Source organism: Pantoea sp. S18, assembly GCF_045689705.1.
Classification (GTDB): Bacteria; Pseudomonadota; Gammaproteobacteria; order Enterobacterales; family Enterobacteriaceae; genus Pantoea; species Pantoea symbiotica.
The window spans coordinates 2,708,869-2,734,883 of record NZ_CP142688.1; the positions used below are offsets into that span (position 1 = coordinate 2,708,869).

Sequence of the window (26,015 nt, forward strand, 5' to 3'; positions counted from 1 at the left end):
AACGCTGTGTCATTTTTTAATTAATGACACAGCGTTTTTATTTCAATCCCAAAGATCACAATTGATGCGCGGAATTAACCACGTTATTTAAATCATGCCCCAAACCAACCACGTCAGCGCAAAGCCGCTTAATCCCATAATCGTGGTCAATACCGTCCAGGTTTTCAAACCGTCGGCCACTGACAAGCCCAAGTAGCGCGTCACCACCCAGAAACCGGCGTCATTAACGTGCGACAAACCTAAGCCGCCGAAGCAAGCCGCCAGCGTCACCAGCACGCGCTGCATATCCGTCACATCGCCCACCGCCTGGCTTAGTAAACCACTGGTGGTCAGAATCGCGACCGTTGCCGATCCCTGCGACGCACGTAGCGCCAGTGACAAAATAAACGCCGCCGGCACCAGCGGCAGATGCAAGGTTTCCAGCGTCAACGCCAGCGCTTTGCCTACGCCCGATTCCACCAGCACCTTACCAAAGGCACCGCCTGCGCCCGCCACCAGAATCACGCTGGCAGAGCTGGGAATCGCACGCCCGGTGAGATCTTCCAACTTCTCTTTGCTCCAGCCTCGACGCACGCCGAGCAGCCACGCCGCCAGTCCCAATGCAATCAGCAGCGCAATCGCTGGGGTTCCAATCACCGTCATCACCGAGCGTAGCGTGCTGCCTTCTGCCAGCGTGGTGTGTGCTACCGTTCCCATGACGATTAACAGAATCGGCACGACAATCAGGCCGGTAATCGTCAGCGCACCCGGCGGTGGCGCGTCGTTTTTCGGCTTGCCTTCCGGCTTCGCCAGCTGTAGCTGCTCCAGCACATCGACGGAAAGATGGTATTGACGCAGGTTCATCGCTTTCGCTACGTAGTAACCGACGATACCGACCGGAATCGAGATCAGGATTCCGAGCATCATCAGCCAGCCCATATCAGTATGCAGAATCCCTGCAGCCGCTGCAGCGCCTGGATGCGTAGGCAGCGCCACGTGCACCGTCAACATCACGCCCGCCATCGGCAAGCCAAACTTCAGCGGTGACACGCGTGCCACTTTGGTGAAGCCATAAATCAGCGGAATCACGATGATGAAGCCAACTTCGAAGAACACCGGAATGCCGAGGATAAACGCCGCCATGGTCAGCGCCGCCACGGTACGCTTGATACCCAGCGATTTACTGAAGCGTTGCGCCAGCGACTCCGCGCCGCCCGAGGCTTCAATCACTGCGCCGAGCATCGCCCCCAGCACGATGATAATGGTGATATGCCCCAGCAAGTTCCCCATGCCGCTAAAGATGGTTTCCATGATTTTGTCGGCGGGAATGCCAGTAGCAATCGCCACCAGCAAGCTGACGATCAGCAGCGCCACAAAGGGGTGAACTTTGGTTTTAATTACCAGCAGCAGCAAGATCACGATGCTGGCAGTAGCTATAGCTAACAACAATGCGGTAGACATGGTATCCCTCTGATTTATATCTATTTATTAGTATGGTTATTTCTGGCATTGACGAATTGAGGTAAGACTTGCCCAACACAGCGTGCAAAGCCGCTGCGTTGGGCGGTAAAACAGGGGTTATTTAGCGTAAGGCGCGAACCAGCCAAGGCCCGCTTCGGTGCGGCCACGCGGGATATATTCACATCCCACCCAACCGTCGTAACCCACTTCATCCAGCAGATTGAACAGATAGGAATAGTTGATCTCGCCTTCATCCGGTTCGTGACGGTGCGGCGCAGAAGCAATCTGGATATGGCGATAACGACCGGCGTATTCACGAATCAGATGCGTCAGATTGCCGTCCACCAGCTGCGCATGGAACAGATCGAGTTGGGTAAAGACGTTGGGCCGATCGATACGCGCCATCATCGCCAGCGTCTGATACTGGCTTGAGTAGAGATAATTCGGCTTGGTAACCGGATTGAGCGCTTCCAGCAGCAGGCGAATGCCGTGCGGCGCAAAACGCTCACTGGCGTAATGCATATTGCGCACAAAAGTCTCTTCATAGGCTGCACGATCGGCACCGTTTGGCACCGTTGCCGCCATTACATGCACCTGCGGCACATTGAGCGCCAGCGCGTATTCCAGCGCCCGATCAATATCGGCGCGCGCTTCCTGTTCACGGCCCGGAATAGCAGAAACGCCCCACTCGCCCGCCTGCACGTTGCCTGCGGCAGTGTTGAACAGCACCAGTTCCAGCTGATGTTTTTCCAGCTCGGCTTTAATCACTCCGGCAGGAAAGTCATACGGGAACAGGAATTCCACCGCGCGAAAACCGGCGTTAGCAGCGGCGGCAAAGCGTTCGATAAACGGCAGTTCACCGAACTGGGTAGATAAATTGGCTGCAAACTTAGGCATTAGAAATTCCTCAATTCCGCGACTTCGCTATCGGTCAGATAACGAATCGAACGGTTGCCGAGCGTAAACATCAGGCGCGCGGTCTCTTCCAGTTCTTCGGTGTTATTGGCGGCTTCGCGCAGGGATTTTCCCACCACCACCGGACCGTGATTGGCCAGCAGGAAGGCGCTATAACGCGAGGCCAGATTGGCCAAATCGTCAGCCAGACGCTGATCGCCCGGCTTGTAGTATGGCACCACCGGTACATCACCCACGCGCATCACCACATACGGCGTGAACGGGCGAATGCAATTTTCAGTATCGAGATCGTTCAGGCAGGAGAGCGCCGTCAAATAGTGGCTGTGCAGATGCACCACCGCTTTGCACTCCGGATTATTCAGATAGAGCGCGCGGTGAAATGCGACCTCTTTCGATGGCTTGTCGCCGGAGATCCATTCGCCCTGAATCGTCACTTTCGACAGACGATCGGCCTGCAACTCGCCGAGGCAGGAGCCGGTTGGCGTCGCCAGCAAGTTGCCATCTTCCAGCAGCAGCGACAGGTTGCCTGCCGAACCGGTAGCGTATCCGCGCTGAAAGAAGGATGCGCCGAGCTGCACCATTTCTTCGCGTGCTTGTTGTTCCGTCATGCTGAAAACTCCTGTTGTGCGCGGGCAAAGAACTGTTCGTCGCCAAAGTTGCCTGATTTCAGCGCCAGCGACAGCGGCTGATGGATATCGCGCACCCACGGCACGCCCGGCGAAATCATTGGGCCAATGTGGAATGCGGTGACGCCAAGACTTTGTGCCACCACGCCCGAGGTTTCACCACCGGCGACGATAAAGCGCTGCCAGCCACGGCTTTTCAGCTCACGCGTTACCGCAGCAAACAGCTGCTCAACCGCTTCACTGCTGCGCGCCGCGCCGTATTGCTGCTGAATGGCTTGCAGCTGCTGCGCATCGGCGGTAGCAAACAGCAAGGGTGCCAGATCGGGCTGATGATTGGCTTCCACCCAATCACAGAGCTCCTGTGCATAGCTTTCAGCGTTATCGAGGCAGCGCTCCACCAACACTTCGTGCGATGGCGCTTGCTGGCGATACGCCTGCACCTGACGATTGGTCATCTGCGAGCAGGAGCCGGAGATTACAACCGCACGCTCGCCTTGCGGACGTCCGGCGTGTTCAGCGTCGCTGTTCTGCTGCTGCGTCGCCCAGGCGCGAGCGATACCGATCGCCAGGCCTGAACCGCCCGTCACCAGACGCGTCTCTTTCAGCGCTTCGCCCTGCGTCAGCAAGTGCTGCTCATGCAACGCGTCCAGCACCACATAGTTGATGCCCTGCGCCTTCAAATCCTCCAGTTGCGCACGCACCGCATCAGCACCTTGATCCAGTTGAGCCGCGTTGATCACCGCCGCCTGACCTTTGGCCTGACGCGTCATCAAACGCACCAGATTGCTGTCGGTCATTGGCGTTACCGGATGGTGCCGCATGCCCGATTCGGACAGCAGTTGATCGGCGACAAACAGATAACCCTGATACACCGTGCGACCGTTAACCGGCAGCGACGGCGAGATCACCGTTTGCGTTTCGCCCAACGCCGCCAGCAGCGCATCGGTCACCGGGCCAATATTGCCCTGCTCGGTGCTGTCGAAGGTGGAGCAATATTTGAAGTAGAAACGATCGCAGCCCTGCTGTTGCAGCCACTGCAGCGCCGCCAGCGACTGATCGATCGCCTGCTGCGCCGGGCAAGAGCGCGACTTCAGGCTGATCACAATCGCCTGCGCACTCAGTTCGTCGTGACTTTCCGGCACGCCGTTGAACTGGATGGTCGGCAGACCGTTCTGCACCAGAAAACTGGCGATGTCGGTCGCACCGGTAAAATCGTCTGCAATGACGCCTAAACGCATGATTACTTCTCCTTCGCCTGCGGCAGCGTGATGCCGCTGAAGATCTTGATCACCGCGCTGTCATCTTCACGACCGTGACCGGCGTTGCTGGCTTCGGTAAACATGTTGAGCGCAGTGGAGGCCAGCGGCAGCGGGAAGTGCAGCGACTTGGCGGTATCTGCCACCAGATTAAGATCTTTAACGAAGATATCGACCGCTGATTTCGGCGAATAATCGCCATCCACCACGTGACGCATGCGGTTCTCAAACATCCACGAGTTACCGGCGGCGTTGGTGACCACGTCATACATGGTATCGAGTGGAATACCGGCGCGTGCGGCCAGCGCCATCGCTTCAGCGCCCACGGCAATGTGTACGCCCGCCAGCAGCTGATGAATGATTTTGACGGTTGAGCCGAGACCGATTTCGCTGCCCACGCGATAGACTTTCGCCGCCACCGCATCCAGCACCGGCTTCAGCAGGGCAAAAGCTTCGTCGCTGCCGGAGGCCATCACGGTCATCTCACCGACCGCCGCTTTGGCTGCGCCGCCGGAAACCGGTGCATCCAGCATCAGCAACTGATGCTGCGCCAGCTGTTGTTCAATCGCCTGCGCATCCTGTGAAGAGATGGTAGAAGAGACCATCACCACGGTGCCGGGCTTGAGCTGTGCCGCCACGCCGTTTTCACCAAACAGAATCGCTTTAACCTGCGCGGCATTCACCACCAGTAGTAACACCGCATCCAGTTCCGCGGCAAAGCTGGCAGCGGAGGTCTGCGCATCACGCGCACCGGCCTGACGCAGGGTTTCCAGCGCCTGCGGATTGAGATCAACACCCCAGGTATTTAATCCTGCACGGATGCAAGACTGCGCTGCACCCATGCCCATGGAACCTAAACCAATCACGCCGATGTTATTCACGGTTGCTGACATAGCAAACCTCCATTGTTAATTTAAGTGATAATTTGTTCATTGGTGTTAAGTCTGCCGCAGTCAGTGGCGAATAAACGTGCGTGATATCACAAAAACTAACTTCACTGCGTAACGCTTAACATGGATTCACAGGAGGAAGTTAGCGCGCCGCACCCTGTTGATACGGGATTTCTGCTTAAATTCTAGCTAGATAATTTGTGCTGCGGGCTGTGAATCGATGATCTACAATGTGAAAAAATGATAATTCAGGGAGAGCAATGTGATTCCGGTTGAACGTCATCAACAAATTTTAGCGCTGGTTGCCGAACGCGGCGTTGTCAGTATTGCCGAGCTTACTGAGCGGTTGGGTGTGTCGCATATGACGATACGTCGCGACGTGCAGAAGCTGGAAGAGCAAGGCGCGGTGTTGTCAGTTTCGGGCGGTGTGCGCTCGGCAGATCGCCTGGCGGCTGAGCCGTCGCATCTGGCGAAAACCAATATGTACAGCGGCGAGAAGATGGCGATTGGTCAATATGCCGCGCGCCATATTCCGCGCAATAGCTGCATCTATATCGATGCCGGCACCACCACTCTGGCGCTGGCGCGCGAGCTGGTAGAACGTGATGACCTGCTGGTGGTGACCAATGATTTCGTGATTGCACGCCTGCTGATGGGAAGGAGCGGCTGCAAACTGATTCACACCGGCGGCACGGTGTGTCGTGAGAACCGTTCCAGCGTCGGTGAAGCAGCTGCACGCAGTTTGCGCCAGCTGGCGATCGATATCGCATTTATCTCCGCGTCCTGCTGGGGCCCGCGCGGGCTGTATACGCCGGATGAGGATAAAGTGCCGGTCAAGCAGGCGGCGAGCGATGTCAGTAGTAAGCGCGTGTTGTTAAGCGACAGTTCGAAGTACAACAAGATTGCGACGCATCTGGCGTTGCCGCTGGAGCGCTTTGATACCTTGATTACGGATGCGGAGTTGAGTAAAGCGGGACGCGAGGCGTTGAGTGCGGGGAGCTGGGAGTTGGTGCTGGCGAGCTAGGTTTTACGGTTTTAAACCAGGTCGCCATTCATGGCGACCCTACGATGTAGGGTGCGCATGAATGCGCACCTGGTCATTTAAATCACACTTCTTCGCTGAACTGCGGAACCGGGTTCCGGAAGGTGCGGGTAACAAACGCGAGGTAAATAATACCAATCGCTGCCCACACCAGGCCGAGCACCATTGAGGTCTCTTCCAGGTTAATCCACAACGCACCGACTGTCAGGGCGCCCATCACCGGCAGCACCAGATAGTTGAGGTGATCTTTCAGCGTCTTGTTACGCTTCTCACGGATCCAGAACTGCGCAATCACCGACAGGTTCACAAAGGTGAATGCGACCAGTGCACCGAAGTTAATCAGCGCGGTTGCGGTGACCAGGTCGAAGTTGATTGCCAGCAGCGCCACTCCCCCCACCAGCAGCACGTTCAGAGACGGCGTGCGATAAGTCGGGTGAATGAAGCCAAAGAAACGCTGTGGGAACACGCCATCGCGGCCCATTACGTACATCAGACGCGAAACGCCTGCGTGCGCGGCCATACCGGATGCCAGCACCGTCACCACCGAGAAGATCAGAATGCCAATCTGCAGCGCTTTACCCGCCACGAACAGCATGATTTCTGGCTGTGAAGAGTCCGGATTGGTGAAGCGTGAGATGTCCGGGAAGTACAGCTGCAGGAAGTAAGAGACACCGATAAAGATCACACCACCAATCAGCGCGGTGAGGAAAATCGCGCGCGGGATAGTGCGTTCAGCATCTTTGGTCTCTTCCGACAGTGAACTGATGCCGTCAAAGCCGAGGAACGAGAAGCAGAGAATGGTCGCACCGGTAATCATCGGCACTACGTGTGCATTCTCAGACCAGAACGGTTTGCTGCTGGTCAAGGTTCCTGCGCCAACACCGTTTGCCACACCGTAAACCACCATGCCGGTGATCACTACCATCACTACCACTTGCAGCACCACGATCACGCTGTTGAAGTTGGCAACGGTTTTGATTCCACGCAGGTTGGAGATGGTCATAAAGGCCACCAGCAGCACCACGAAAATCCACGACGGAATGCCCGGCACCAGCGTCTCAAAGTAGCTTTTCGCCAGCAGGATGTTGATCATCGGCATGAACAAGTAGTCCAGCAATGATGACCAGCCAACCATAAAACCGACGTGCGGACTGATTGCCTTCTGAGCATAGGTGTAAGCGGAGCCCGCAGATGGGAAGCGGCGTACCAGCTTGCCGTAGCTCACGGCAGTAAACAGAATCGCGATCAGGGCGAAAGCATAAGCGGTGGCGACGTGGCCGTCGGTCAATCCAGACACGATACCGAAGGTATCAAACAGGGTCATTGGCTGCATATACGCCAGGCCCATCATGACAACCGGGATCAAGGTCAGGGATTTTTTCAGATGTGCACGCTGAGGTGCGGCAGAGGTGTTAAGCGACATTGTTCAGGCCCCCGCAGACGACAACCGCGATCGGTTGGGCTACAGGGCTACTGCGCAATTTGCTGCAGTGAGAAGTGATATAAGAGTTTGCGATTGTCGCGGCGCCGTAGTCATCACGGAAGCGAGAACCAGCCTGAGCTAGTGCAATGTTAAACAGTCCCATCTTTGTTTTCCTCAAATCTCACGCACAAGCGTGTTTGTCAGTATCTATCTATCCGGATGCGTGTCCGGCCTCGTTTGAATTTCAGTGAGTACATCATGCAAAAAAATAACCGACGGGATAAGCGTCGGTTATGTTTCTCATTTTGCAGGGCGCGTATTTTGCCCCAACTTATGCCATCGGCACAAGACGTTAGATCAAATCTTCCTGCGTCAGGCGTTCTTCAGCATCCAGTCGATTTCTGTTGAGGTGATTAAGCGCTCAAACTGCATCAATTCATACTGTTTGCAGCTGTGCCACACGCCGCTGAAACGCTCGCCCAACAGCTTCTGCAGCGGGTAGCTATTCTCGAATTCATACAGCGCATCGCTCTGCCGAATCGGTAATGCCAGCCCTTCTGCTTCATGTCCATTGCCCTGCACCGGATGCGGTAAGGGTAGCTGATTATCCAGACCGTGCAAAATACCGGCAAGAATAGTTGACACCACCAGATAGGGATTTGCATCCGCACCGGCCACGCGATACTCAATGCGATGGTTATCCGCATCGCCGCAAGGCACGCGCAACGCCACAGTACGGTTGTTATGTCCCCACGATGCCTGCAGCGGCACATAGGCTTCCGGCAGGAAGCGACGATAGGCATTCACATTCGGCGCCAGCAACGCCATCGAAGCCGGCATCAGATCGATCATGCCCGCCAGCGCGCGTTTCATCAGCGGTGAATCGCTGCCGTCATCCAGCGCGAAGGCGTTGTGATCGGCGGCATCCAGCATGCTGATGTGCACATGCATGCCGCTTCCGGCGTACTCTTCGTAAGGTTTGGCCATGAATGTCGCGGTCATGCCGTGATTTTCCGCTACCTGACGCACCAGCCGTTTCAGCTGAATGGCATGGTCGCAGGCTTTAAGCACGTCGCGCGTGTGATGCAGGTTGATTTCGAACTGGCCAGGTGAAGCTTCCGCCAGCGCGCCATCGGCGGGAATACCTTGCAGCTTAGCTAAATGGTCGATATCCCGCAGCACGTCGGCGAAGTGATCAAGATTATCCACCGAATAGACCTGGCTCTGCATATTGCGTTCATCACTGCCCGGCGAGCACGGCGGCTGAATAAAGCCCTCGGCATCGCGCTTTTTATCCACCAGATAGAACTCCAGCTCTACCGCTACCACCGGGAACAATCCTCGATTGCGCAACTGTTGCCACAGCCGATTGAGGACATTACGGGGTTCAACGTCAAAGGGAGTGCCATCTTGGTTACACATGGTCAGCAACAGCTGGGCTATGTGCGTGGGATCGGCGGCAGAGGGAATTAAGGTTCCGGGAACCGGCATGCAGAGGTGGTCGGGTTCGCCGAGTGATTGTCCAAGTCCGGCGTCTTCGACGGTGTTACCGAGAATATCCATCGCGAAAACCGAAGCTGGGAAGTAACACCCTTTTTCCAGTTTTGCCAATGCGGAGATGGGAATGCGTTTACCGCGAAATACCCCATTTAAATCATTAAGAAGAATATCGACATACTGCGTTTCAGGATGGCGTTCCAGCCAGGTTTTGACCTCCAGCTGGAACGCGCTTGTTCGTTTCTCTTCACTATGTCGCGTGAAGTCTTCTACTTCTACGAGGTTCGTCATGATCCCACCCGCCCTTTACCGTTTAATATTGGTGCGCGTAATGCTCAAAATAACAGCCACTCCTCTAACATAGCTCTAACGCAAAAAGTGTGCAAATGTAACAATTCTGTTTGAGGAATGAACGATCGGTTGCTAGATTGACAAAATATTGCACACTTTACAGGCCAGCCGCGCATTTCCGGCGAAAATATTGAACAGCAACGCGGAGACGTTATGGGCATTATTTTTGACAAGCCCTTGATTGGCGTAGTGATGTGCCAGAACTTTATCGGCAGCCATCCGGGGCAAACGGTTCACAACAAATATCTCGACGCTATCGTGCTTGCCGGTGGCGTGCCGCTGCCATTGCCGCATCACCTGATGCAGGCGCCTCATCTATTAGAAAACAGTATGACCGTGCTGGATGGCATTTTGCTGACCGGCAGCCCCAGCAACATCGAACCCTGGCATTATGGCGAAGACGGTAAAGAGGCGTATGCCGATCCGGCGCGCGATCGCCTTGCCTTCGGGCTTATCACACATGCCATCGGTAAAAAGATGCCGATGTTCGGCATCTGTCGTGGCTTGCAGGAGCTGGTGGTCGCCAACGGCGGTGCGCTGCATCGCCAGTTGCATATGACACATCTATTCCAGGAACACCGTGAAAATGATGCGCTAGCGCTGGATGAGCAATATGCGCCGGTGCATGACGTGCAGCCAGAAGTAGATGGCATGCTGAGCCAACTGCTGGGCAGCGCCGAACCCTTTGCGGTCAACTCGCTGCATGGACAAGGCATTCGTGAAACCGGTCCGCTGCTGCGCGTGGAAGCGCGCGCGCCCGATGGGCTGATTGAAGCCGTTAGCCTGCCAAAGCACCCTTTCGCCCTCGCGGTGCAGTGGCATCCGGAATGGCACTCCGATGGCGATCCGGTCTCGCGCCGTTTGTTTGAGGCCTTTATCCACGCCGCTGTCTGTTATCACAAGGAAAAACAGCCATGAATGATGCCACTCTGGCACCCGGACGTCGCTTATCGCAGATCCGGCAGGAGTTGGGATTGTCTCAGCGTCGCGTCGCTGAGTTATCAGGTTTAACGCACAGCGCCATTAGCACTATCGAACAGGACAAAGTCAGCCCGGCCGTCAGCACCTTACAGAAGCTACTGAAAGTTTACGGGTTATCACTGTCGGAGTTTTTCTCCGAACCCAAAATCAATGCCACGCCGCGCGTGATTGTGCGCCCGGAAGAGTGCGTGGAGATCGGCAGCCTTGGCGTATCGCTGATGCTGATCGATAACGGTGCCGCGCGACGCGCACTAGCGATGCTGCTGGAGCGTTATGAACCCGGCGCCAGCACCGGCGAGAAGTTACGCCATCCCGGCGAGGAAACCGGCACGGTGCTGGAAGGTGAAATCACGCTGGTGGTCAACGGCCAGAGTTACCATCTCTATCGCGGTGAAAGCTATGTGATTGATACCGGCTTACCGCACAGTTTTACCAATACCTCGGATCAGCCGTGTCGCATTGTTAGCGCGCATACGCCCGCCAATTTCTAAGGTTTCGCGCTTAAGGAGGATGTAATGCAACATGTGGGAAGTTATTACGCCGCTACCGCCAACGCGCATGAGCCGTGGCCGGAGCTGCAAGAGTCGGTGCAGTGCGATGTCTGCATCATTGGCGGCGGCTTTACCGGGCTCTCGTCCGCGCTGTTTCTCACCGAAGCCGGTTACGACGTGGTGCTGCTCGAAGCGGCAAAAATCGGCTTTGGCGCCAGCGGCCGCAATGGCGGCCAGGTCGTCAACTCTTACAGCCGCGACGTGGATGTGATTGAGCAGCGCTACGGCAAACAGACCGCACAGATGCTCGGCAGCATGATGTTTGAAGGCGCGGAGATCATTCGCGACCGCATCGACCGTTACGCTATCGCCTGCGACTATCGTCCCGGCGGCATTTTTGCCGCACTGAATCAGCGGCAAATGGGCCATCTGCGCAACCAGAAAGCGCTTTGGGCGCGCTACGGTAATCATGATTTGGAATTGCTCGATGAACGCGGCATTCGGCGTGAAGTAGCAACCGATCGTTACGTTGGTGGCTTGCTTGATAAACGCGGCGGACATCTGCATCCGCTTAATCTGGCGCTGGGTGAAGCCGAAGCGATTCGCCGACACGGCGGGCGCATTTATGAGCAGTCTGCGGCGATAGAAGTGAAATATGGCGCACCACACCGAATAAAAACCGCTAAAGGCGAAGTCAGCGCCACCTTCGTGATTTTTGCCGGCAACGCCTATTTACCGTCGCAGCTCGAACCGCGCCTGACGCGCAAAAGCATGCCGTGCGGTTCGCAGATCGTCACCACCGAACCTTTAACGCGCGATCAGGCGCTGGGTTTGCTGCCGAACAACTACTGCGTTGAAGATTGTAACTACCTGCTGGATTACTTCCGCCTCACCGCCGATAACCGCCTGCTGTATGGTGGCGGCGTGGTGTACGGCGCGCGCGAGCCGGATGACATTGAAGCGCTGATTCGCCCCAAGCTGCTGCGCACCTTTCCGCAGTTGCGGGATATCAAAATCAGCCACCGCTGGAGCGGCAATTTCCTGCTTACGCTATCGCGCATGCCGCAGTTTGGCCAGGTGGAGAAGAATGCGTTCTTTATGCAGGGTGACAGCGGGCATGGTGTGACTTGTACTCATCTTTCCGGGAAATTGATTGCGGAAGTCTTACGTGGGCATGCGGAGAGATTTGATGCGTTCGCGAAATTGCCGCATCTGCCGTTTCCGGGTGGGAGAAGGTTTAAGGTGCCGCTCACAGCGATGGGGGCGGCATGGTATGCGTTGCGGGATCGGTTTGGGGTGTGAGGTTTTGACCAGGTCGCCATGAATGGCGACCCTACATTGTCATTCCAACGGCATTTTCATCGGGTCATCATAGGTGTACTCAAACCCCAGCTCATTAGCGATTTTCGATCCATCAATCACCTTGCCGTTTGAACGCTCCGGCTCAGCCGCAAACGTTGGTGGTTCAAGCCCCAGCTGCTTCGACACGCTGGGATAAAAGCTATCGCGCGATGGGTGTTTCGATGCGCACAGATTGTAAATGTGCCCGCCTTTTGGGGTTTGCAGTAGCAGCACAATCGCGTCAACCACATCATCCAAGTGCACCAGATTGACCGCATGACCGCCGTTTTCCAGCCCGGTTTTGCCTGCAAGGAAACGACCTGGATGACGATTCGGCCCCACTAATCCTGCGAGGCGCACAATATCCACGCTGGTGCCGGGCAGATCGTGCAGCCAGTTTTCCAACTCCACCAGCGTTTTGCCGGCGACGGTTTCCGGCTGCAGTGGGCTGGTCTCTTTCATTACACCTTCGCCGCTGCCGTATACCGATGTAGAGCTGGTGAAAATAATACGCGGGACTTTTTTCGCCAGCGCGGTGTCCACCACGTTCTGCACCGCCTGCATGTAATCTTCACCACCTTTTACCGTGCGGCTGGCGGGCAAAGTCACCACCAGCGCATCCACCGCCATCAGTGCATCTAACTCTTCGGCTTCACACTCCAGCTCGGGTGTCAGCACCAGTTGGAAGGCTTCGATGCCACAGCGGCGTGCGGCGTCCACGCCATCCGGCGAGGTTTTACTACCGGTGACCTGCCAGCCGCGTGCCGTTAGCGCCATCGCCAGCGGCATACCCAGCCATCCCAGACCTACAATCGCGACCTTTTTCATATCGACTCCTGCTATGGGCTCACACTTCATCTTAGTGCGGCTAGATGTGCCAAACCAGCGCAAACTGTTTCGGGAGATTCCGGAAATTGACGGTTAAAAAAGGGTTGCCAATTGTCACCATCTTCGTTAGGTTATTCAGCACGCAAATGAATACTCATTCAGCAACGGAATTTACTATGACACGCGTTCAGTTCAACCACCATCATCACCATCATCCTGACTAGTCTTTCAGGCGATGTGTGCTGGGAGACGATTAGGATCTTCCAGTGGTGCGAACGCAAAGAGAGCCCCCGGAAGATCATCTTCCGGGGGTTTTTTTATGGGCGAACGCAAACCAACACGTTCAGACAGGATTGAATAAGAGGACAGGAACCATGTTAGATAACACCCGTATTCGCATAGCTATGCAGAAATCTGGCCGTTTAAGTGATGAATCACGCGAACTGCTGGCACGCTGCGGTATCAAAATCAACCTTCAGCAACAGCGTCTGATTGCGTTTGCGGAGAACATGCCAATCGACATCCTGCGTGTGCGCGATGACGATATCCCTGGCCTGGTCATGGATGGCGTCGTCGATCTCGGTATCGTTGGTGAAAACGTGTTGGAAGAGGAGCTGCTGAATCGTCGTGCTCAGGGCGAAGATCCGCGTTACTTCACGCTTCGTCGTCTGGATTTCGGCGGTTGTCGCCTGTCGCTGGCGATGCCGGTTGATGAAGAGTACACCGGCCCGCAATGCCTGAATAACGCCCGTATCGCCACCTCTTATCCGCACCTGCTGAAGAAATACCTCGATAAACAAGGCGTCGCTTTCAAATCCTGCCTGCTGAACGGTTCTGTTGAAGTCGCACCTCGCGCTGGCCTGGCCGATGCGATTTGTGATCTGGTTTCAACCGGCGCCACGCTGGAAGCTAACGGCCTGCGCGAAGTAGAAGTGATTTACCGTTCTAAAGCGGTGCTTATTCAGCGCGATGGCGAACTGCCGGCCGCCAAGCAAGAGCTGGTCGACAAAATGATGACGCGTATTCAGGGCGTGATTAAAGCGCGTGAATCCAAGTACATCATGCTGCACGCGCCAAGCGAGCGCCTGGATGAAGTGATTGCGCTGCTGCCGGGCGCTGAGCGTCCAACCGTGCTGCCGTTGGCCGGTGATGTCAGCCGCGTAGCGATGCACATGGTGAGCAGCGAAACGCTGTTCTGGGAAACCATGGAAAAGTTGAAGTCGCTGGGTGCAAGCTCGATCCTCGTGCTGCCAATCGAAAAAATGTTGGAGTAACACCATGAGCACTCTGATGACACCCATTGATTGGCAGCAATGCAGCGCAGAGCAGCAGCAAGCGCTGCTGATGCGTCCGGCGATTTCGGCTTCAGAAAGTATCAGCCAGATCGTGCGTGACGTGTTGGTACAAGTGAAAGAGAGCGGTGATGCGGCGCTGCGTGAATTTAGCGCGCGCTTCGACAAAGCGCAGGTGGATAACCTGCGCGTCACCGCCGAAGAGATGCAAGCCGCCAGCGATCGTCTGAGCGACACGCTGAAGCAGGCGATGGCGGTGGCTGTGGGCAATATCGAGACCTTCCACAACGCGCAGATTCTGGCGGAAGTGGATGTGGAAACTCAGCCAGGCGTGCGCTGCCAGCAGATTACCCGTCCGGTGAAATCGGTGGGTTTGTACATTCCTGGCGGTTCCGCCCCGCTGTTTTCAACCGTGTTGATGCTGGCGACACCGGCGCGCATCGCCGGTTGCGGTCGCGTGGTGCTGTGCTCGCCACCGCCGATTGCCGATGAAATTCTTTATGCAGCACAGCTGTGCGGCGTTAAAGAGGTGTTTCAGGTTGGCGGCTCGCAAGCTATTGCCGCCCTCGCCTTCGGCACCGAAACCGTGCCGAAAGTGGACAAGATTTTTGGCCCAGGCAACGCGTATGTCACCGAAGCCAAACGTCAGGTGAGCCAGCGTTTAGATGGCGCGGCGATCGATATGCCAGCCGGTCCATCAGAAGTGTTGGTGATTGCCGATGAAGGCGCAACGCCCGCTTTCGTGGCTTCGGATCTGCTGTCGCAGGCGGAACACGGCCCGGATTCGCAGGTGATTCTGCTGACGCCGTCGCTGCAACTGGCCGAAGGCGTGGCTCAGGCGGTTGAAGAGCAACTGGCGCAGCTGCCACGCGCCGCTACCGCGCGTCAGGCGTTAGAAAGCAGCCGCCTGATTGTGCTGCGCGATTTGGATCAGTGCATCGAGATCTCCAATCTGTACGGTCCTGAGCACCTGATCATTCAGACGCGCCAACCGCGCGATCTGGTCGATAGCATCACCAGCGCCGGTTCAGTGTTCCTTGGCGACTGGTCACCGGAATCAGCGGGCGATTACGCGTCTGGCACCAACCACGTGCTGCCGACCTACGGTTACACCGCCACCTGCTCCAGCCTTGGCCTGGCCGATTTCCAGAAACGTATGACGGTGCAAGAGCTGACGCCGCAAGGCTTCCTCAATCTTGCCGCAACGATTGAAACGCTGGCCGCCGCCGAGCAGCTGGAAGCCCACAAAAATGCCGTTACCCTGCGTGTTGCCGCGCTGAAGGAGCAAGCATGAGCCTGAATATTGAAGAGTTAGCGCGCGCCAACGTGCGAGCGCTGACGCCGTATCAATCGGCGCGTCGTCTGGGTGGCAACGGTGATGTGTGGCTGAACGCCAACGAATTCCCGCTGCCGGTGCCGTTTGAGCTGTCGCAGCAAACGCTGAACCGCTATCCGGAATGCCAGCCGAAGATTGTTATTGAGCGTTACGCCGCTTACGCCGGTTTGACGCCGGAGCAGGTTCTGGTCAGTCGCGGTGCGGATGAAGGCATCGAACTGCTGATGCGCGCCTTCTGCGAGCCGGGCAAAGATGCGATTCTGTTCTGCCCGCCAACCTACGGCATGTACAGCGTCAGCGCGGAAACCATCGGCATCGAATACCGCACCGTGGCGGCACTCGATGACTGGCAGCTGAATCTGCCGGCGATTGCCGACCAGCTCGACGGCGTGAAAGTCGTCTATATGTGCAGCCCGAACAATCCGACCGGCAACTTGATCAATCCCGATGACATTCGCAAGTTGCTGGATATGACCGCCGGTAAAGCGTTGCTGGTTGCCGATGAAGCCTATATTGAGTTCTGCCCGGAAGCGACGCTGGCGAGCTGGCTGCAGGAGTATCCGCACTTAGTGATTCTGCGCACGCTGTCCAAAGCCTTCGCGCTGGCCGGTTTGCGCTGCGGCTTCACCCTGGCGAACAAGCCGGTGATCGATCTGCTGATGAAAGTGATTGCGCCCTATCCACTTGCCACGCCGGTGGCGGATGTGGCCGGACAAGCGCTGAGCGAGCAAGGTATTGCGCTGATGCGTCAGCACGTTGCCGAGCTGAACGCCAATCGCGCCCGGCTGTTTGAGCAGTTGCCGCAGATTAGCGTGGTGCAACAGGTGTTCCCGAGCGAAACCAACTACATTCTGGCGCGCTTCACTGATTCGCCAAAAGTGTTTAAAACGCTGTGGGATCAAGGCATTATTCTGCGCGACCAAAACAAAAACCCCGGCCTTGCGGGATGCCTGCGCATCTCCATCGGCACCCGTGAAGAGTGCGAGCGCCTGATCGCCGCGCTGCAAGCCTTATCAGTGGAGCAAGCATGAGTCAGAAGATCCTTTTTATCGACCGCGACGGCACCATCATCTCTGAGCCACCCACCGATTATCAGGTGGATCGCATGGAGAAGCTGGCGTTTGAGAAGAACGCCATTCCTGCGCTGCTGGCGTTGCAGGAAGCGGGTTATCAACTGGTGATGATCACCAATCAGGATGGCCTCGGCACCAACAGCTTCCCGCAGGCCGATTTTGACGGCCCGCACAACCTGATGATGCAGATTCTCAGCTCACAAGGCGTGAATTTCAGCGACATCCTGATCTGCCCGCATATGCCGGAAGATAACTGCGATTGCCGCAAGCCGAAGACCAAAATGGTGGAAGCCTGGCTGGCCGCTGGTGCGCTCGATACCGCCAACAGCTACGTGATTGGCGATCGTCTCACCGATATCCAACTAGCGCAAAACATGGGCATTCAGGGCCTGCGTTACGGCGCGGAAGGCGAAGATTGGGATGCGATTCAGGCACGTCTGACCAAGCGCGATCGCTATGCGCTGGTGCAACGCAACACCAAAGAGACGCAGATTAAAGTCGAAGTGTGGCTGGATCGTGAAGGCGGCAGCAAAATTAACACCGGCGTCGGCTTCTTTGATCACATGCTGGACCAGATTGCAGTACACGGCGGCTTCCGCATGAACATTGATGTGAAAGGCGATCTCTACATCGACGATCACCACACCGTGGAAGATACCGGTCTGGCGCTCGGCGAAGCGCTGCTGAAAGCGCTGGGCGACAAACGTGGCATCGGCCGTTTCGGCTTTGTGCTGCCAATGGATGAGTGTTTGGCGCGCTGCGCGCTGGATATCTCCGGCCGTCCGCACATCGAATTCAAAGCCGAGTTCAGCTACCAGCGCGTCGGCGATCTCAGCACCGAGATGGTCGAGCACTTCTTCAGCTCGCTATCCTACGCGATGATGAGCACGCTGCATCTGAAAACCAAAGGCCGCAACGATCACCATCGTGTGGAAAGCCTGTTCAAAGCCTTTGGCCGCACGCTGCGCCAGGCGATTCGTGTGGAAGGCAACACCTTGCCGAGCTCGAAAGGAGTGCTGTGATGAACGTGGTGATCCTCGATACCGGCTGCGCCAACCTGTCGTCGGTGAAGTGGGCCATTGAGCGCCTCGGCTACACGCCGCAGGTGAGCCGCGACCCGGATGTGGTGCTGCATGCCGACAAGCTGCTGCTGCCGGGCGTTGGCACCGCGCAGGCGGCGATGAACCAGCTGCAGGAGCGCGATCTCATCGATCTGATCAAAGCCTGTACTCAGCCGGTGCTCGGCATTTGCCTTGGCATGCAGCTGCTCGGTCGCGGGAGCGATGAGAACGGCGGCGTAACCACGCTCGGCCTGGTTGATGAGCCGGTCACGCTGATGGACACGCAGGATTTACCGCTGCCGCACATGGGCTGGAACCAGATCACCGCCAAAGCGGGCCATCATCTGTTCCGCGACATTCCCGATGGCAGCTACTTCTATTTCGTGCACAGCTACGCTATGCCGGTGAATGCCGCCACCATCGCGCAGTGCGATTACGGTCATCCGTTCACTGCCGCCTTGCAGAAAGATAACTTCTTCGGCGTGCAGTTCCACCCGGAGCGTTCGGGCAAAGCAGGCGCGCAGTTGCTGAAAAATTTCCTGGAGATGTGATGATTATCCCCGCATTAGATTTAATCGACGGCAAAGTGGTGCGCCTGCATCAGGGCGATTACGGCCAGCAGCGCGATTACGGTAGCGATCCGCTGCCGCGCTTACAGGATTACCAACGCCAGGGCGCTGAAGTGCTGCATCTGGTGGATTTGACCGGCGCGAAAGATCCGGCCAAACGCCAGATTCCGCTGCTTACCACCTTATTGCGCGGCGTGAACGTGCCGGTGCAGGTTGGCGGCGGCATCCGCAATCGCGATGACGTGGCGGCGCTACTGGCAGCGGGCGCTACGCGCGTGGTAGTGGGTTCCACTGCGGTGAAGCAGCCGGAAGAAGTCAAAAGCTGGTTCAGCGAGTTTGGCGCGGACGCCATCGTGCTGGCTTTGGATGTGCGCATTGATGCCAACAACCGTAAAGAAGTGGCGATCAGCGGCTGGCAGGAAGCGGCGGGCGTAACGCTGGAAGAGGTAATCGGCTGGTATCAGCCTGTTGGCCTCAAACATGTGCTGTGCACCGATATTTCGCGCGACGGTACGCTGAGCGGCTCCAACGTCGAACTGTATAAAGAAGTGTCTGCCGCCTTCCCGGACATCGCTTTCCAGTCTTCGGGTGGCATCGGTTCGCTGGATGACATCGCGGCGTTACGCGGCAGCGGCGCGCAGGGGGTGATCGTCGGTCGCGCTTTACTGGAAGATAAATTCACTGTTGCGGAGGCGATTGCATGCTGGCAAAACGGATAATTCCTTGTCTCGATGTGCGTGATGGGCAAGTAGTGAAAGGCGTTCAGTTCCGCAACCACGAAATCATCGGCGACATCGTACCGCTGGCGCAGCGCTATGCGCAGGAAGGCGCGGACGAGCTGGTGTTCTACGATATCACCGCCTCATCGGATGGCCGCGTAGTGGACAAAAGCTGGGTTTCACGCGTCGCGGAAGTGATCGACATTCCTTTCTGCGTGGCGGGCGGCATTAAGAGCGAAGAAGACGCGGCGCGCATTCTGCAGTTCGGTGCCGACAAGATTTCCATCAACTCGCCGGCATTAGCCGATCCAACGCTGATTACGCGTCTGGCCGATCGCTTTGGCGTGCAGTGCATCGTGGTGGGTATCGATACCTGGTTTGACGAAGCGAGCGGCAAATATCACGTCAATCAGTACACCGGCGACGAAGCGCGCACCAAAGTGACCACGTGGGAAACCCTCGATTGGGTGCAGGAAGTGCAGAAGCTGGGCGCGGGCGAAATCGTCCTCAACATGATGAACCAGGATGGCGTGCGTAATGGCTACGATCTGGTGCAGCTGAAGAAAGTGCGCGATGTCTGCAAAGTACCGCTAATCGCTTCTGGCGGCGCGGGTACCATGCCGCACTTCCTCGAAGCCTTTGAGCAGGCGAATGTCGATGGCGCGCTGGCGGCTTCGGTGTTTCACAAACAAATTATCAATATCGGCGAGTTGAAAAACTTCCTGATCGACAACGGTGTGGAGATTCGCGCGTGTTAACTGCAGAACAACTGGCCAGGCTGGATTGGGTCAAAACCGCGGGCATGATGCCCGTTATCGTCCAGCACAACGTTTCCGGCGAAGTGCTGATGCACGGTTATATGAACGAGGAAGCGCTGCAAAAAACCCTCAGCGAGGGCAATGTCACCTTCTTCTCACGTACTAAAAACCGTTTATGGACCAAAGGCGAAACCTCGGGCCACTTCCTGCAAGTGGCGAGCATTACGCCGGATTGCGACAACGATACCTTGCTGGTGCTGGCGAATCCGATTGGCCCAACCTGCCATCTCGGCACATCCAGCTGCTTCTCACCGGCGGCGCCAGACTGGACGTTCCTCTATCAACTCGAGCAACTGCTGGCTTCACGCAAAACTGCCGATCCAGAGAGTTCGTATACCGCGAAGCTGTACGCCAGCGGCACCAAGCGTATCGCGCAGAAAGTGGGTGAAGAAGGCGTGGAAACCGCTTTGGCGGCGACGGTTAATGATCGTCACGAGTTGACCAATGAAGCGTCTGATTTGCTATATCACCTGATGGTGCTGCTGCAGGACCAGGAGCTGGATTTGAGCACCATTATCAATAATCTGCGGGCGCGTCATAAATAACTGATTGTGCAACATGCTGCTCAAAATTGGCTGATAAAGCGAAACTTGAGCAGCATCCTTCTCAAAAAAAGCAAAACGAATTAGAATTGAGCAATATACTGCTCAACTAAGGTTTGCCATGCTTACCCTGCAGATCTATCTAGATGGATGCTGGCATGATGCCGCAATGCTCGATTTTAAAGAGCCGTTCAAAGGCCGCGATGGTGAATCCCTGCTTGCCTACAACTTCAACTATGCCGTTGATCATTTAGACCGCAACGATATTGCCAGCTGCAGCATCAACTATCCGGTAATGCTGATCGGCAGCCATTTTGCTAAACCCTGGTTTGGTTTTGTTGATGACATCATTCCCGCCGGTGCCAGCAGGCGTTACTGGATTACGCAGTTAGATCTGCAAGGCAAACCTGCTAACGAGCAAGATTACACGCTACTGAAGGCTGGAACCATCGCGCCTGTTGGTAACCTGAGAATAAAAGAGTCACTGCCGCAGCTGCCGCCAGATAGCCAACTCAAAAGTCGTCGTTTTCCCGCCGAATGGGCGATTGAACGTGATACCGACTTTCTTGAGTACGCGCAGCAAATGGGCGCGGCAAGCGGTGGTGCAACGGGCGCAGGCGGTGAAGCGCCAAAATTATTGTTGCGTCGTAATAGCAACAGCGAAGTGTGGATCGATACCTGGCAAGATGATCAGTTGAATCAAGACACACCTTATCTGGTCAAATATCCTCGAGGCGCACGCACGCCAATTGATTGCGACATTCTGCGAGCGGAATACCATTTTTACCATGAGCTCTCTGCTCTTGGCATAGAGACCATCGATACAAACCAGATGCTGCTGTGCGAAGGCGAGCGCTACCCTTCCCTTTGGTTGCCGCGTTTTGATATCGCGTTTATTAAAGATAAAAAAGCGCTGTATGGGCTGGAATCCGTTTACTCAATTATGCAAAAAGCACCGGGCAGCTATCTCAACCATTTCGAGGTGATACGTTGTTTGGTGCGTACGCTGCCACTGGATAACGAGAAAAAGGCAGAATTGGTCATTGAGTGGGTGAAACGCGACATGCTGAATATCGCCTTTGGTAATTCGGATAATCATGGCCGCAATAGCGCTATTTTGAAGAAAGTAGACGGCATGTGGCTGGCGCCGGTTTATGATTTTGCACCGATGAAAGCCGACCCTGAAGGCGTGGTGCGTACCACGCAATGGGGATCGCCGTATGAAGAAGGCGGCCATTATCAATGGCACCTCATTGCTCAGCAACTTAATGACCTGGTTTCTGCAGATGCCCTCCTACAGGAGCTCAGCAGACTAGCGAATAAGCTGAAAGGTTTGAAAGCACGGCTGGCTGCGCGCGGCGTACCGACATCAATACTGGAGATGCCGGGCATCGGCTTTAACTATCTGGATGAACGCATCGCGGGATGGCAATTATGAAAAAAAACATGTCGCCATTTGAGCGCGAAGCCTTGTTACTAGAGCTGCTGCAGAAGTTTCTTGAAGATAAATTCAGTCAAGGCGCGTTGCTGATGCAACTGCGCAAAAAGGTGCTGGGTTTTTCTCAGGAGCGTTATGCGACGCTAGCAGGGATTAGCCGGCGCACGCTATCCGATATTGAGCGGGACAAAGAGAGCGTCACGTTAACCATGCTAAATCGCGCTTTTAAGCCATTGGGTTTAAAACTCGGCTTGCTGCCACGTCAAACGCATATGATGCAGGCACTTCTTACTCAACTCACTCAACACGGAGAAAGCCATGACCACACATGAAAAATTGATCGCTCTGCTCGACCAGCGTCAGGCGCGTTATCGCGTGATGAAGCATGAAGCGACCGGCAAGTGTGAAGCGGTGGCGGCAATTCGCGGAACTGAAGTTGGGCAAGGCGCGAAGGCGCTGGTGTGTCATGTGAAAGGTAACGGCATCAAGCAACATGTGCTGGCGGTGCTGCCTGCCGATCAACAAGCGGATCTCAGCAAGGTTGCTGCAGCGGTTGGTGGTCGACGTGCTTCACTGGCCTCACCTGCAGAAGTGGATGCGCTGACCGGCTGCGTTTTTGGCGCTATTCCCCCGTTTAGTTTCCATCCTGATTTACAGCTGGTGGTCGATCCGCTGCTGTTTGAACGCTATGACGAAATCGCCTTTAATGCCGGATTGCTGGAGCAATCGGTGGTGCTGAATGTTGCGGATTACCAGGCGCTGCATAATGGTAACGTGATGAAAATAATCCTCTAATTGCCTTGCCCTGCCCTGAGCGGTACTCTTCTTGACTCAACATCACATCAAAAGAAGACCGATATTATGGCAATTTCTCGTTTAACCGCCCGCCTGCGTCAGACGCTGGCGCTGGCTGTGCTGGCAGGTTGCGCATTTGGCGCGCAGGCAAAAATTGATCAGGTGCGTTTCGCGGTTGATCCTACTTATCCTCCTTTCGAATCCAAAACGCCGCAGGGCAAACTGGTCGGTTTTGATATCGATCTCGGCAATGCTCTTTGTGAGCAGATGCAGGCCAAATGCGTGTGGGTAGAAAGCCAGTTCGATGGCATGATCCCGGCGCTAAAAGCGCGTAAGTTCGACGCCATCCTCTCTGATATGGGCATCACCGAAGAACGTCTGAAGCAGATTGATTTCACCGTGCCGCTGTACGACACCCATACGCAGCTGATTGCGCGTAAAGGTTCTGGCCTGCTGCCAACCGCTGAATCGCTGAAAGGCAAAACCGTGGGCGTTGAGCAAGGCACCGTGCAGGAGCGTTATGCGCTTGCTAAATGGCAGCCGCATGGTGTGCAGGTTGTGCCTTATGGCGATCAGGCACAGGTTGAGAGTGATTTGATTTCGGGCCGTCTTGACGTGGTGTTTACCGATGCTGCCCAAGCGGCAAACGGTTTCCTGAAACATCCGCAGGGCAAAGACTTCGAATTAGCAGGCCCGATTGTACAGGACCCAATTATCGGTCCGGGCACTGCGATTGGTCTGCGTAAAGGCGACACCGAACTGAAAACCGCGCTGGATAACGCGTTTGCCGAGCTTAAGAAGAACGGCACTTTCGATAAGATTCAGAAACAGTACTTCGCGACTGACATTTCCATTCAGCAGTAATCTTTTGGGCGGCTTTTTGCCGCCCTTTTCGCACTCAGCACTATAATTCCATCAGAAAATGAATCAGGCGTCGCGAAAAGCGTGCCTTGAATAAAGGACATCGATAGCGTTATGCAACAACAACATCATCCTCTATTAAGCGCCTCGCTGGGCACGCAACGCGAAATTGTCAGCTTCCACTTCGGCACCGATTCGCAGCAACGCGTCTACATTCAGGCTGCGCTGCACGGCGATGAGCTGCCGGGAATGGCGGTGGCGTGGTATTTGAAACAGAAGCTATTAGCGCTGGAATCTGCGGGCCAGCTTAAAGCTAAAATCACGCTGGTGCCGGTCGCAAATCCTTTAGCGATGGGACAACACTGGCACGGTAGCCATCTCGGGCGTTTCCATACGTTATCAGGACAAGATTTCAACCGCCGCTTCCCTGCATTGGGTGAAGCCTTGGTTGAAGAGCTTGCAGGCTCACTGACGCAGAGTGAATACGAAAATAAGCGTCTAATTCGGGAAGCGATTGATCGTCATTACCGTGAGCGTATTGCCCGCACTGAACTTGATGCCCAGCGCTTTACGCTGATGCGTATGGCGAGCCAGGCGGATTTAATGATTGATTTACATTGCGACTGGGATGCCCTGCCACATCTGTACACTACGCCGCACGCGTGGCCAGATATCGAACCGCTGGCGCGCTGGTTAGGCAGTGAAGTGCAATTGCTGGCGCAGATTTCTGGCGGCGAGCCGTTTGATGAGGCTTGCTGTGAACCGTGGCTAACGTTGGCTGAGCGCTTTGGCGATGAGTATCCTATGCCGCGGGGTTTGCTGCCGGTGACTCTAGAATTACGCGGTGTGGCGGATGTATCGCCTGAAATGGCGGAAAAAGATGCTGACGCGATTATCAATGCGCTGATTGAGAGTGGATATATTGCGGGTGAAGTGGGTGAATCCCCTGCCCTGATCAATCCGGCGACGGAACTGGCGGGATGTGAGTATATCCATGCGGCGCAATCTGGATTAGTGCTTTATCGGCGTGAACTGGGTGAGTGGATTAAGGCTGGAGAAGTGGTGGCGGAGATTGTTGATCCTATTACTGACCAGGTGATGCCGCTGGTGGCGGAGTATGGTGGCGTGCTGTATGCGCGAAATTTGACCAAGTTTGTGACGGCGGGGATGTTGGTGGTGCGGTTGGCTGGGGAGAATGCTGGGAGACGTGGGGAGTTGTTAGTGGGTTAATTAAATTAATAATTAAGTATTAAAAATGTTTTTTTTTCGTAAAATAACGATCACTCTCTGAACTCGAACTACTGGTACACGTATGTTTAAAGACATTCAAGCGCTAAGATTTTTTGCCATATTTTTTGTCATTTTTTTGCATTTAGCCATTATCCTTCCTGATAATCATACGTATGGGATATTGAGAAGTTTTTCTAACACAGATAGTGGCGTTGAGCTTTTTTTTGTGATAGCTGGTTTTTTCCTTTCTCATACTTTAGAAAAAACTAAAGATATCACTTCCAAGTCAGATAAAGTAGTTTATTTACTTAAGTTATATATCAAAAAATTAAAAAGATTATCTCCTCCCGTTTATTTTTGGATTTTTATCCCCTTAATTTTTTCAATTATTACAAGAAATTCGGATTTATGGTTACCTTATAACTTGATGATAGAGAAGTTTTTCTCATCGATAGTATGGTTGCGTAATTTTGAAGAGATAGGTACAGAAGGTAACTTTGGATACATGTGGGCATTATCTTTAGAAATGCAATTTTTCATAGTTTACCCGCTCTTATTTTTAATGCTTGGCAGAAAAAAAACCATCTTAATATCTGTAGCTTTGTGTTTAATGATGACTTTCTATCGTCCTTTAGGCGGCCCCGCTTGGATGTTCAGATTTGATCCTTTGCTTTATGGCGCACTGCTTTACTATTTAGTAAAATCATTTGATTTAAATAAGTTTGCTAATGAAGAATTCAAAATAAAAAAATTGCATAAAATAATAATTTCTTTAACACTTATTATTTCTTTAGCTGTAATTCCCGCAGCACTATCTCATATCTGGACTTTTCGTTTTAGCTGCGCTTCATTTCTTTCTTCAGTTTGTGTTTTCCTGGCTGTTATGGAAATAAATTTCTTTACAAGCTTCCCTGAAAGGATAAATAAAGTGATTTATTATATTGGAGACCGTTCATTTTCTCTTTTCTGCTGCCACATCCCAGTTTGGTTTATAGTCTTCCAATTTTCACAAGGACATCAAATACCGGCTTTATATCGGGTTATTACACAAGTAATATTGATGTTTGTATTTGCAGAGTTAACCTATAGGTTTTTAGAGAAACCATTTAAAAAATCATGACGATATAATTGAGAGCGTCAATGATGGTCAAGTTTCGTTTTAGGTAATATCATCGAAACTGAGATTGATTGAAAACCAAT

The 26,015-nt window shown here is 54.6% G+C and carries 27 protein-coding genes and 1 other annotated feature; of the genes, 19 read left to right on the forward strand and 8 right to left on the reverse strand.

What is annotated here, in order from left to right; all coding sequences use genetic code 11:
• Positions 1-87: 87 nt before the first annotated feature.
• The 5 genes from VIJ98_RS12540 to ltnD all read right to left on the reverse strand — a co-directional run bounded on the left by VIJ98_RS12540 (position 88) and on the right by ltnD (position 5,130).
• On the reverse strand, positions 88-1,440 hold the full coding sequence (locus VIJ98_RS12540; protein ID WP_154157685.1) for a GntP family transporter: 1,353 nt from the start codon (positions 1,438-1,440) through the stop codon (positions 88-90).
• A 117-nt stretch (positions 1,441-1,557) separates the two neighbouring features.
• On the reverse strand, positions 1,558-2,337 hold the full coding sequence (locus VIJ98_RS12545) for an HPr family phosphocarrier protein (RefSeq protein ID WP_323274280.1): 780 nt from the start codon (positions 2,335-2,337) through the stop codon (positions 1,558-1,560).
• Positions 2,337-2,963, reverse strand: a complete 627-nt coding sequence (locus tag VIJ98_RS12550) for an aldolase (RefSeq protein ID WP_323274282.1) — start codon at positions 2,961-2,963, stop codon at positions 2,337-2,339. The genes VIJ98_RS12545 and VIJ98_RS12550 overlap by 1 nt, the downstream gene beginning before the upstream one ends.
• A complete protein-coding gene (gene otnK / locus VIJ98_RS12555) occupies positions 2,960-4,219 on the reverse strand; it encodes a 3-oxo-tetronate kinase (RefSeq protein ID WP_323274283.1) in 1,260 nt (419 codons plus the stop codon). Before otnK ends, VIJ98_RS12550 begins: the two co-directional genes overlap by 4 nt.
• 2 nt (positions 4,220-4,221) lie before the next feature.
• Positions 4,222-5,130 carry an L-threonate dehydrogenase gene (gene ltnD / locus VIJ98_RS12560; RefSeq protein WP_008104804.1) on the reverse strand — a complete coding sequence of 303 codons (909 nt, stop codon included), beginning with the start codon at positions 5,128-5,130 and terminating at the stop codon, positions 4,222-4,224.
• Positions 5,131-5,389: 259 nt separating this feature from the next.
• Between ltnD and ygbI the strand changes: the two genes are divergently transcribed.
• Entirely contained in the window at positions 5,390-6,151 is a 762-nt protein-coding gene (gene ygbI / locus VIJ98_RS12565; protein WP_323274285.1) for a DNA-binding transcriptional repressor YgbI, read from the forward strand.
• 82 nt (positions 6,152-6,233) lie between these two features.
• On the opposite strand, the gene VIJ98_RS12570 is transcribed toward ygbI, so the two are convergent.
• On the reverse strand, positions 6,234-7,592 hold the full coding sequence (locus VIJ98_RS12570) for an APC family permease (protein WP_323274286.1): 1,359 nt from the start codon (positions 7,590-7,592) through the stop codon (positions 6,234-6,236).
• Positions 7,593-7,964: 372 nt separating this feature from the next.
• On the reverse strand, positions 7,965-9,380 hold the full coding sequence (locus VIJ98_RS12575; protein ID WP_061717698.1) for a glutamine synthetase family protein: 1,416 nt from the start codon (positions 9,378-9,380) through the stop codon (positions 7,965-7,967).
• Positions 9,381-9,593: 213 nt separating this feature from the next.
• Here VIJ98_RS12575 and puuD point away from each other — a divergent pair, with 213 nt between their 5' ends.
• From puuD to VIJ98_RS12590, 3 genes are read left to right on the forward strand one after another with little or no spacing between them, the layout of a single operon-like run.
• On the forward strand, positions 9,594-10,358 hold the full coding sequence (gene puuD / locus VIJ98_RS12580) for a gamma-glutamyl-gamma-aminobutyrate hydrolase (protein WP_323274288.1): 765 nt from the start codon (positions 9,594-9,596) through the stop codon (positions 10,356-10,358).
• Positions 10,355-10,912, forward strand: a complete 558-nt coding sequence (puuR, locus tag VIJ98_RS12585) for an HTH-type transcriptional regulator PuuR (RefSeq protein ID WP_008104818.1) — start codon at positions 10,355-10,357, stop codon at positions 10,910-10,912. Before puuD ends, puuR begins: the two co-directional genes overlap by 4 nt.
• 24 nt (positions 10,913-10,936) lie before the next feature.
• Positions 10,937-12,214 (forward strand): FAD-binding oxidoreductase, encoded by a 1,278-nt coding sequence (locus VIJ98_RS12590; protein WP_323274291.1) that lies wholly within the window; start codon positions 10,937-10,939, stop codon positions 12,212-12,214.
• 39 nt (positions 12,215-12,253) lie between these two features.
• Here VIJ98_RS12590 and VIJ98_RS12595 read toward each other — a convergent pair whose 3' ends face one another.
• Positions 12,254-13,081, reverse strand: a complete 828-nt coding sequence (locus VIJ98_RS12595) for an SDR family oxidoreductase (protein ID WP_323274293.1) — start codon at positions 13,079-13,081, stop codon at positions 12,254-12,256.
• 176 nt (positions 13,082-13,257) lie between these two features.
• Between VIJ98_RS12595 and hisL the strand changes: the two genes are divergently transcribed.
• The 15 genes from hisL (at position 13,258) to VIJ98_RS12670 (ending at position 25,935) form a co-directional block, all read left to right on the forward strand.
• Positions 13,258-13,305, forward strand: coding sequence for a his operon leader peptide (hisL, locus tag VIJ98_RS12600; RefSeq protein ID WP_100396937.1), 48 nt, complete (start codon positions 13,258-13,260; stop codon positions 13,303-13,305).
• Positions 13,281-13,402, forward strand: a sequence feature (His leader region). (Overlaps the previous gene by 25 nt.)
• Before the next feature lie 53 nt (positions 13,403-13,455).
• Positions 13,456-14,355 (forward strand): ATP phosphoribosyltransferase, encoded by a 900-nt coding sequence (gene hisG / locus VIJ98_RS12605; RefSeq protein ID WP_008104821.1) that lies wholly within the window; start codon positions 13,456-13,458, stop codon positions 14,353-14,355.
• A 4-nt stretch (positions 14,356-14,359) separates the two neighbouring features.
• Complete coding sequence (hisD, locus tag VIJ98_RS12610) at positions 14,360-15,667, forward strand: histidinol dehydrogenase (RefSeq protein WP_154190122.1); 1,308 nt, start codon at positions 14,360-14,362, stop codon at positions 15,665-15,667.
• On the forward strand, positions 15,664-16,740 hold the full coding sequence (gene hisC, locus VIJ98_RS12615) for a histidinol-phosphate transaminase (protein ID WP_323274295.1): 1,077 nt from the start codon (positions 15,664-15,666) through the stop codon (positions 16,738-16,740). Before hisD ends, hisC begins: the two co-directional genes overlap by 4 nt.
• The gene (gene hisB, locus VIJ98_RS12620; protein ID WP_154157703.1) at positions 16,737-17,804 is read left to right on the forward strand and encodes a bifunctional histidinol-phosphatase/imidazoleglycerol-phosphate dehydratase HisB; all 1,068 of its coding nucleotides are present in this window, start codon (positions 16,737-16,739) and stop codon (positions 17,802-17,804) included. The genes hisC and hisB overlap by 4 nt, the downstream gene beginning before the upstream one ends.
• Positions 17,804-18,394: an imidazole glycerol phosphate synthase subunit HisH gene (hisH, locus tag VIJ98_RS12625; RefSeq protein WP_008104825.1), complete on the forward strand. Its 591-nt coding sequence runs from the start codon at positions 17,804-17,806 to the stop codon at positions 18,392-18,394. Before hisB ends, hisH begins: the two co-directional genes overlap by 1 nt.
• The gene (hisA, locus tag VIJ98_RS12630) at positions 18,394-19,131 is read left to right on the forward strand and encodes a 1-(5-phosphoribosyl)-5-[(5-phosphoribosylamino)methylideneamino]imidazole-4-carboxamide isomerase (protein ID WP_008104827.1); all 738 of its coding nucleotides are present in this window, start codon (positions 18,394-18,396) and stop codon (positions 19,129-19,131) included. Before hisH ends, hisA begins: the two co-directional genes overlap by 1 nt.
• The gene (gene hisF, locus VIJ98_RS12635; RefSeq protein WP_007888882.1) at positions 19,113-19,889 is read left to right on the forward strand and encodes an imidazole glycerol phosphate synthase subunit HisF; all 777 of its coding nucleotides are present in this window, start codon (positions 19,113-19,115) and stop codon (positions 19,887-19,889) included. The genes hisA and hisF overlap by 19 nt, the downstream gene beginning before the upstream one ends.
• Positions 19,883-20,494: a bifunctional phosphoribosyl-AMP cyclohydrolase/phosphoribosyl-ATP diphosphatase HisIE gene (gene hisIE, locus VIJ98_RS12640; protein ID WP_176972944.1), complete on the forward strand. Its 612-nt coding sequence runs from the start codon at positions 19,883-19,885 to the stop codon at positions 20,492-20,494. Before hisF ends, hisIE begins: the two co-directional genes overlap by 7 nt.
• A 166-nt stretch (positions 20,495-20,660) precedes the next feature.
• Positions 20,661-21,929: a HipA domain-containing protein gene (locus tag VIJ98_RS12645; protein WP_323274298.1), complete on the forward strand. Its 1,269-nt coding sequence runs from the start codon at positions 20,661-20,663 to the stop codon at positions 21,927-21,929.
• Positions 21,926-22,261: a helix-turn-helix domain-containing protein gene (locus VIJ98_RS12650; protein ID WP_154190140.1), complete on the forward strand. Its 336-nt coding sequence runs from the start codon at positions 21,926-21,928 to the stop codon at positions 22,259-22,261. The genes VIJ98_RS12645 and VIJ98_RS12650 overlap by 4 nt, the downstream gene beginning before the upstream one ends.
• Positions 22,248-22,724: a YbaK/prolyl-tRNA synthetase associated domain-containing protein gene (locus tag VIJ98_RS12655; RefSeq protein ID WP_323274300.1), complete on the forward strand. Its 477-nt coding sequence runs from the start codon at positions 22,248-22,250 to the stop codon at positions 22,722-22,724. The genes VIJ98_RS12650 and VIJ98_RS12655 overlap by 14 nt, the downstream gene beginning before the upstream one ends.
• Positions 22,725-22,790: 66 nt before the next feature.
• On the forward strand, positions 22,791-23,588 hold the full coding sequence (locus VIJ98_RS12660) for an ABC transporter substrate-binding protein (RefSeq protein WP_258143578.1): 798 nt from the start codon (positions 22,791-22,793) through the stop codon (positions 23,586-23,588).
• A 111-nt stretch (positions 23,589-23,699) separates the two neighbouring features.
• On the forward strand, positions 23,700-24,815 hold the full coding sequence (locus VIJ98_RS12665; RefSeq protein WP_323274302.1) for a succinylglutamate desuccinylase/aspartoacylase family protein: 1,116 nt from the start codon (positions 23,700-23,702) through the stop codon (positions 24,813-24,815).
• A gap of 82 nt (positions 24,816-24,897) precedes the next feature.
• Positions 24,898-25,935 carry an acyltransferase gene (locus VIJ98_RS12670; RefSeq protein WP_323274304.1) on the forward strand — a complete coding sequence of 346 codons (1,038 nt, stop codon included), beginning with the start codon at positions 24,898-24,900 and terminating at the stop codon, positions 25,933-25,935.
• Positions 25,936-26,015 lie beyond the last annotated feature (80 nt).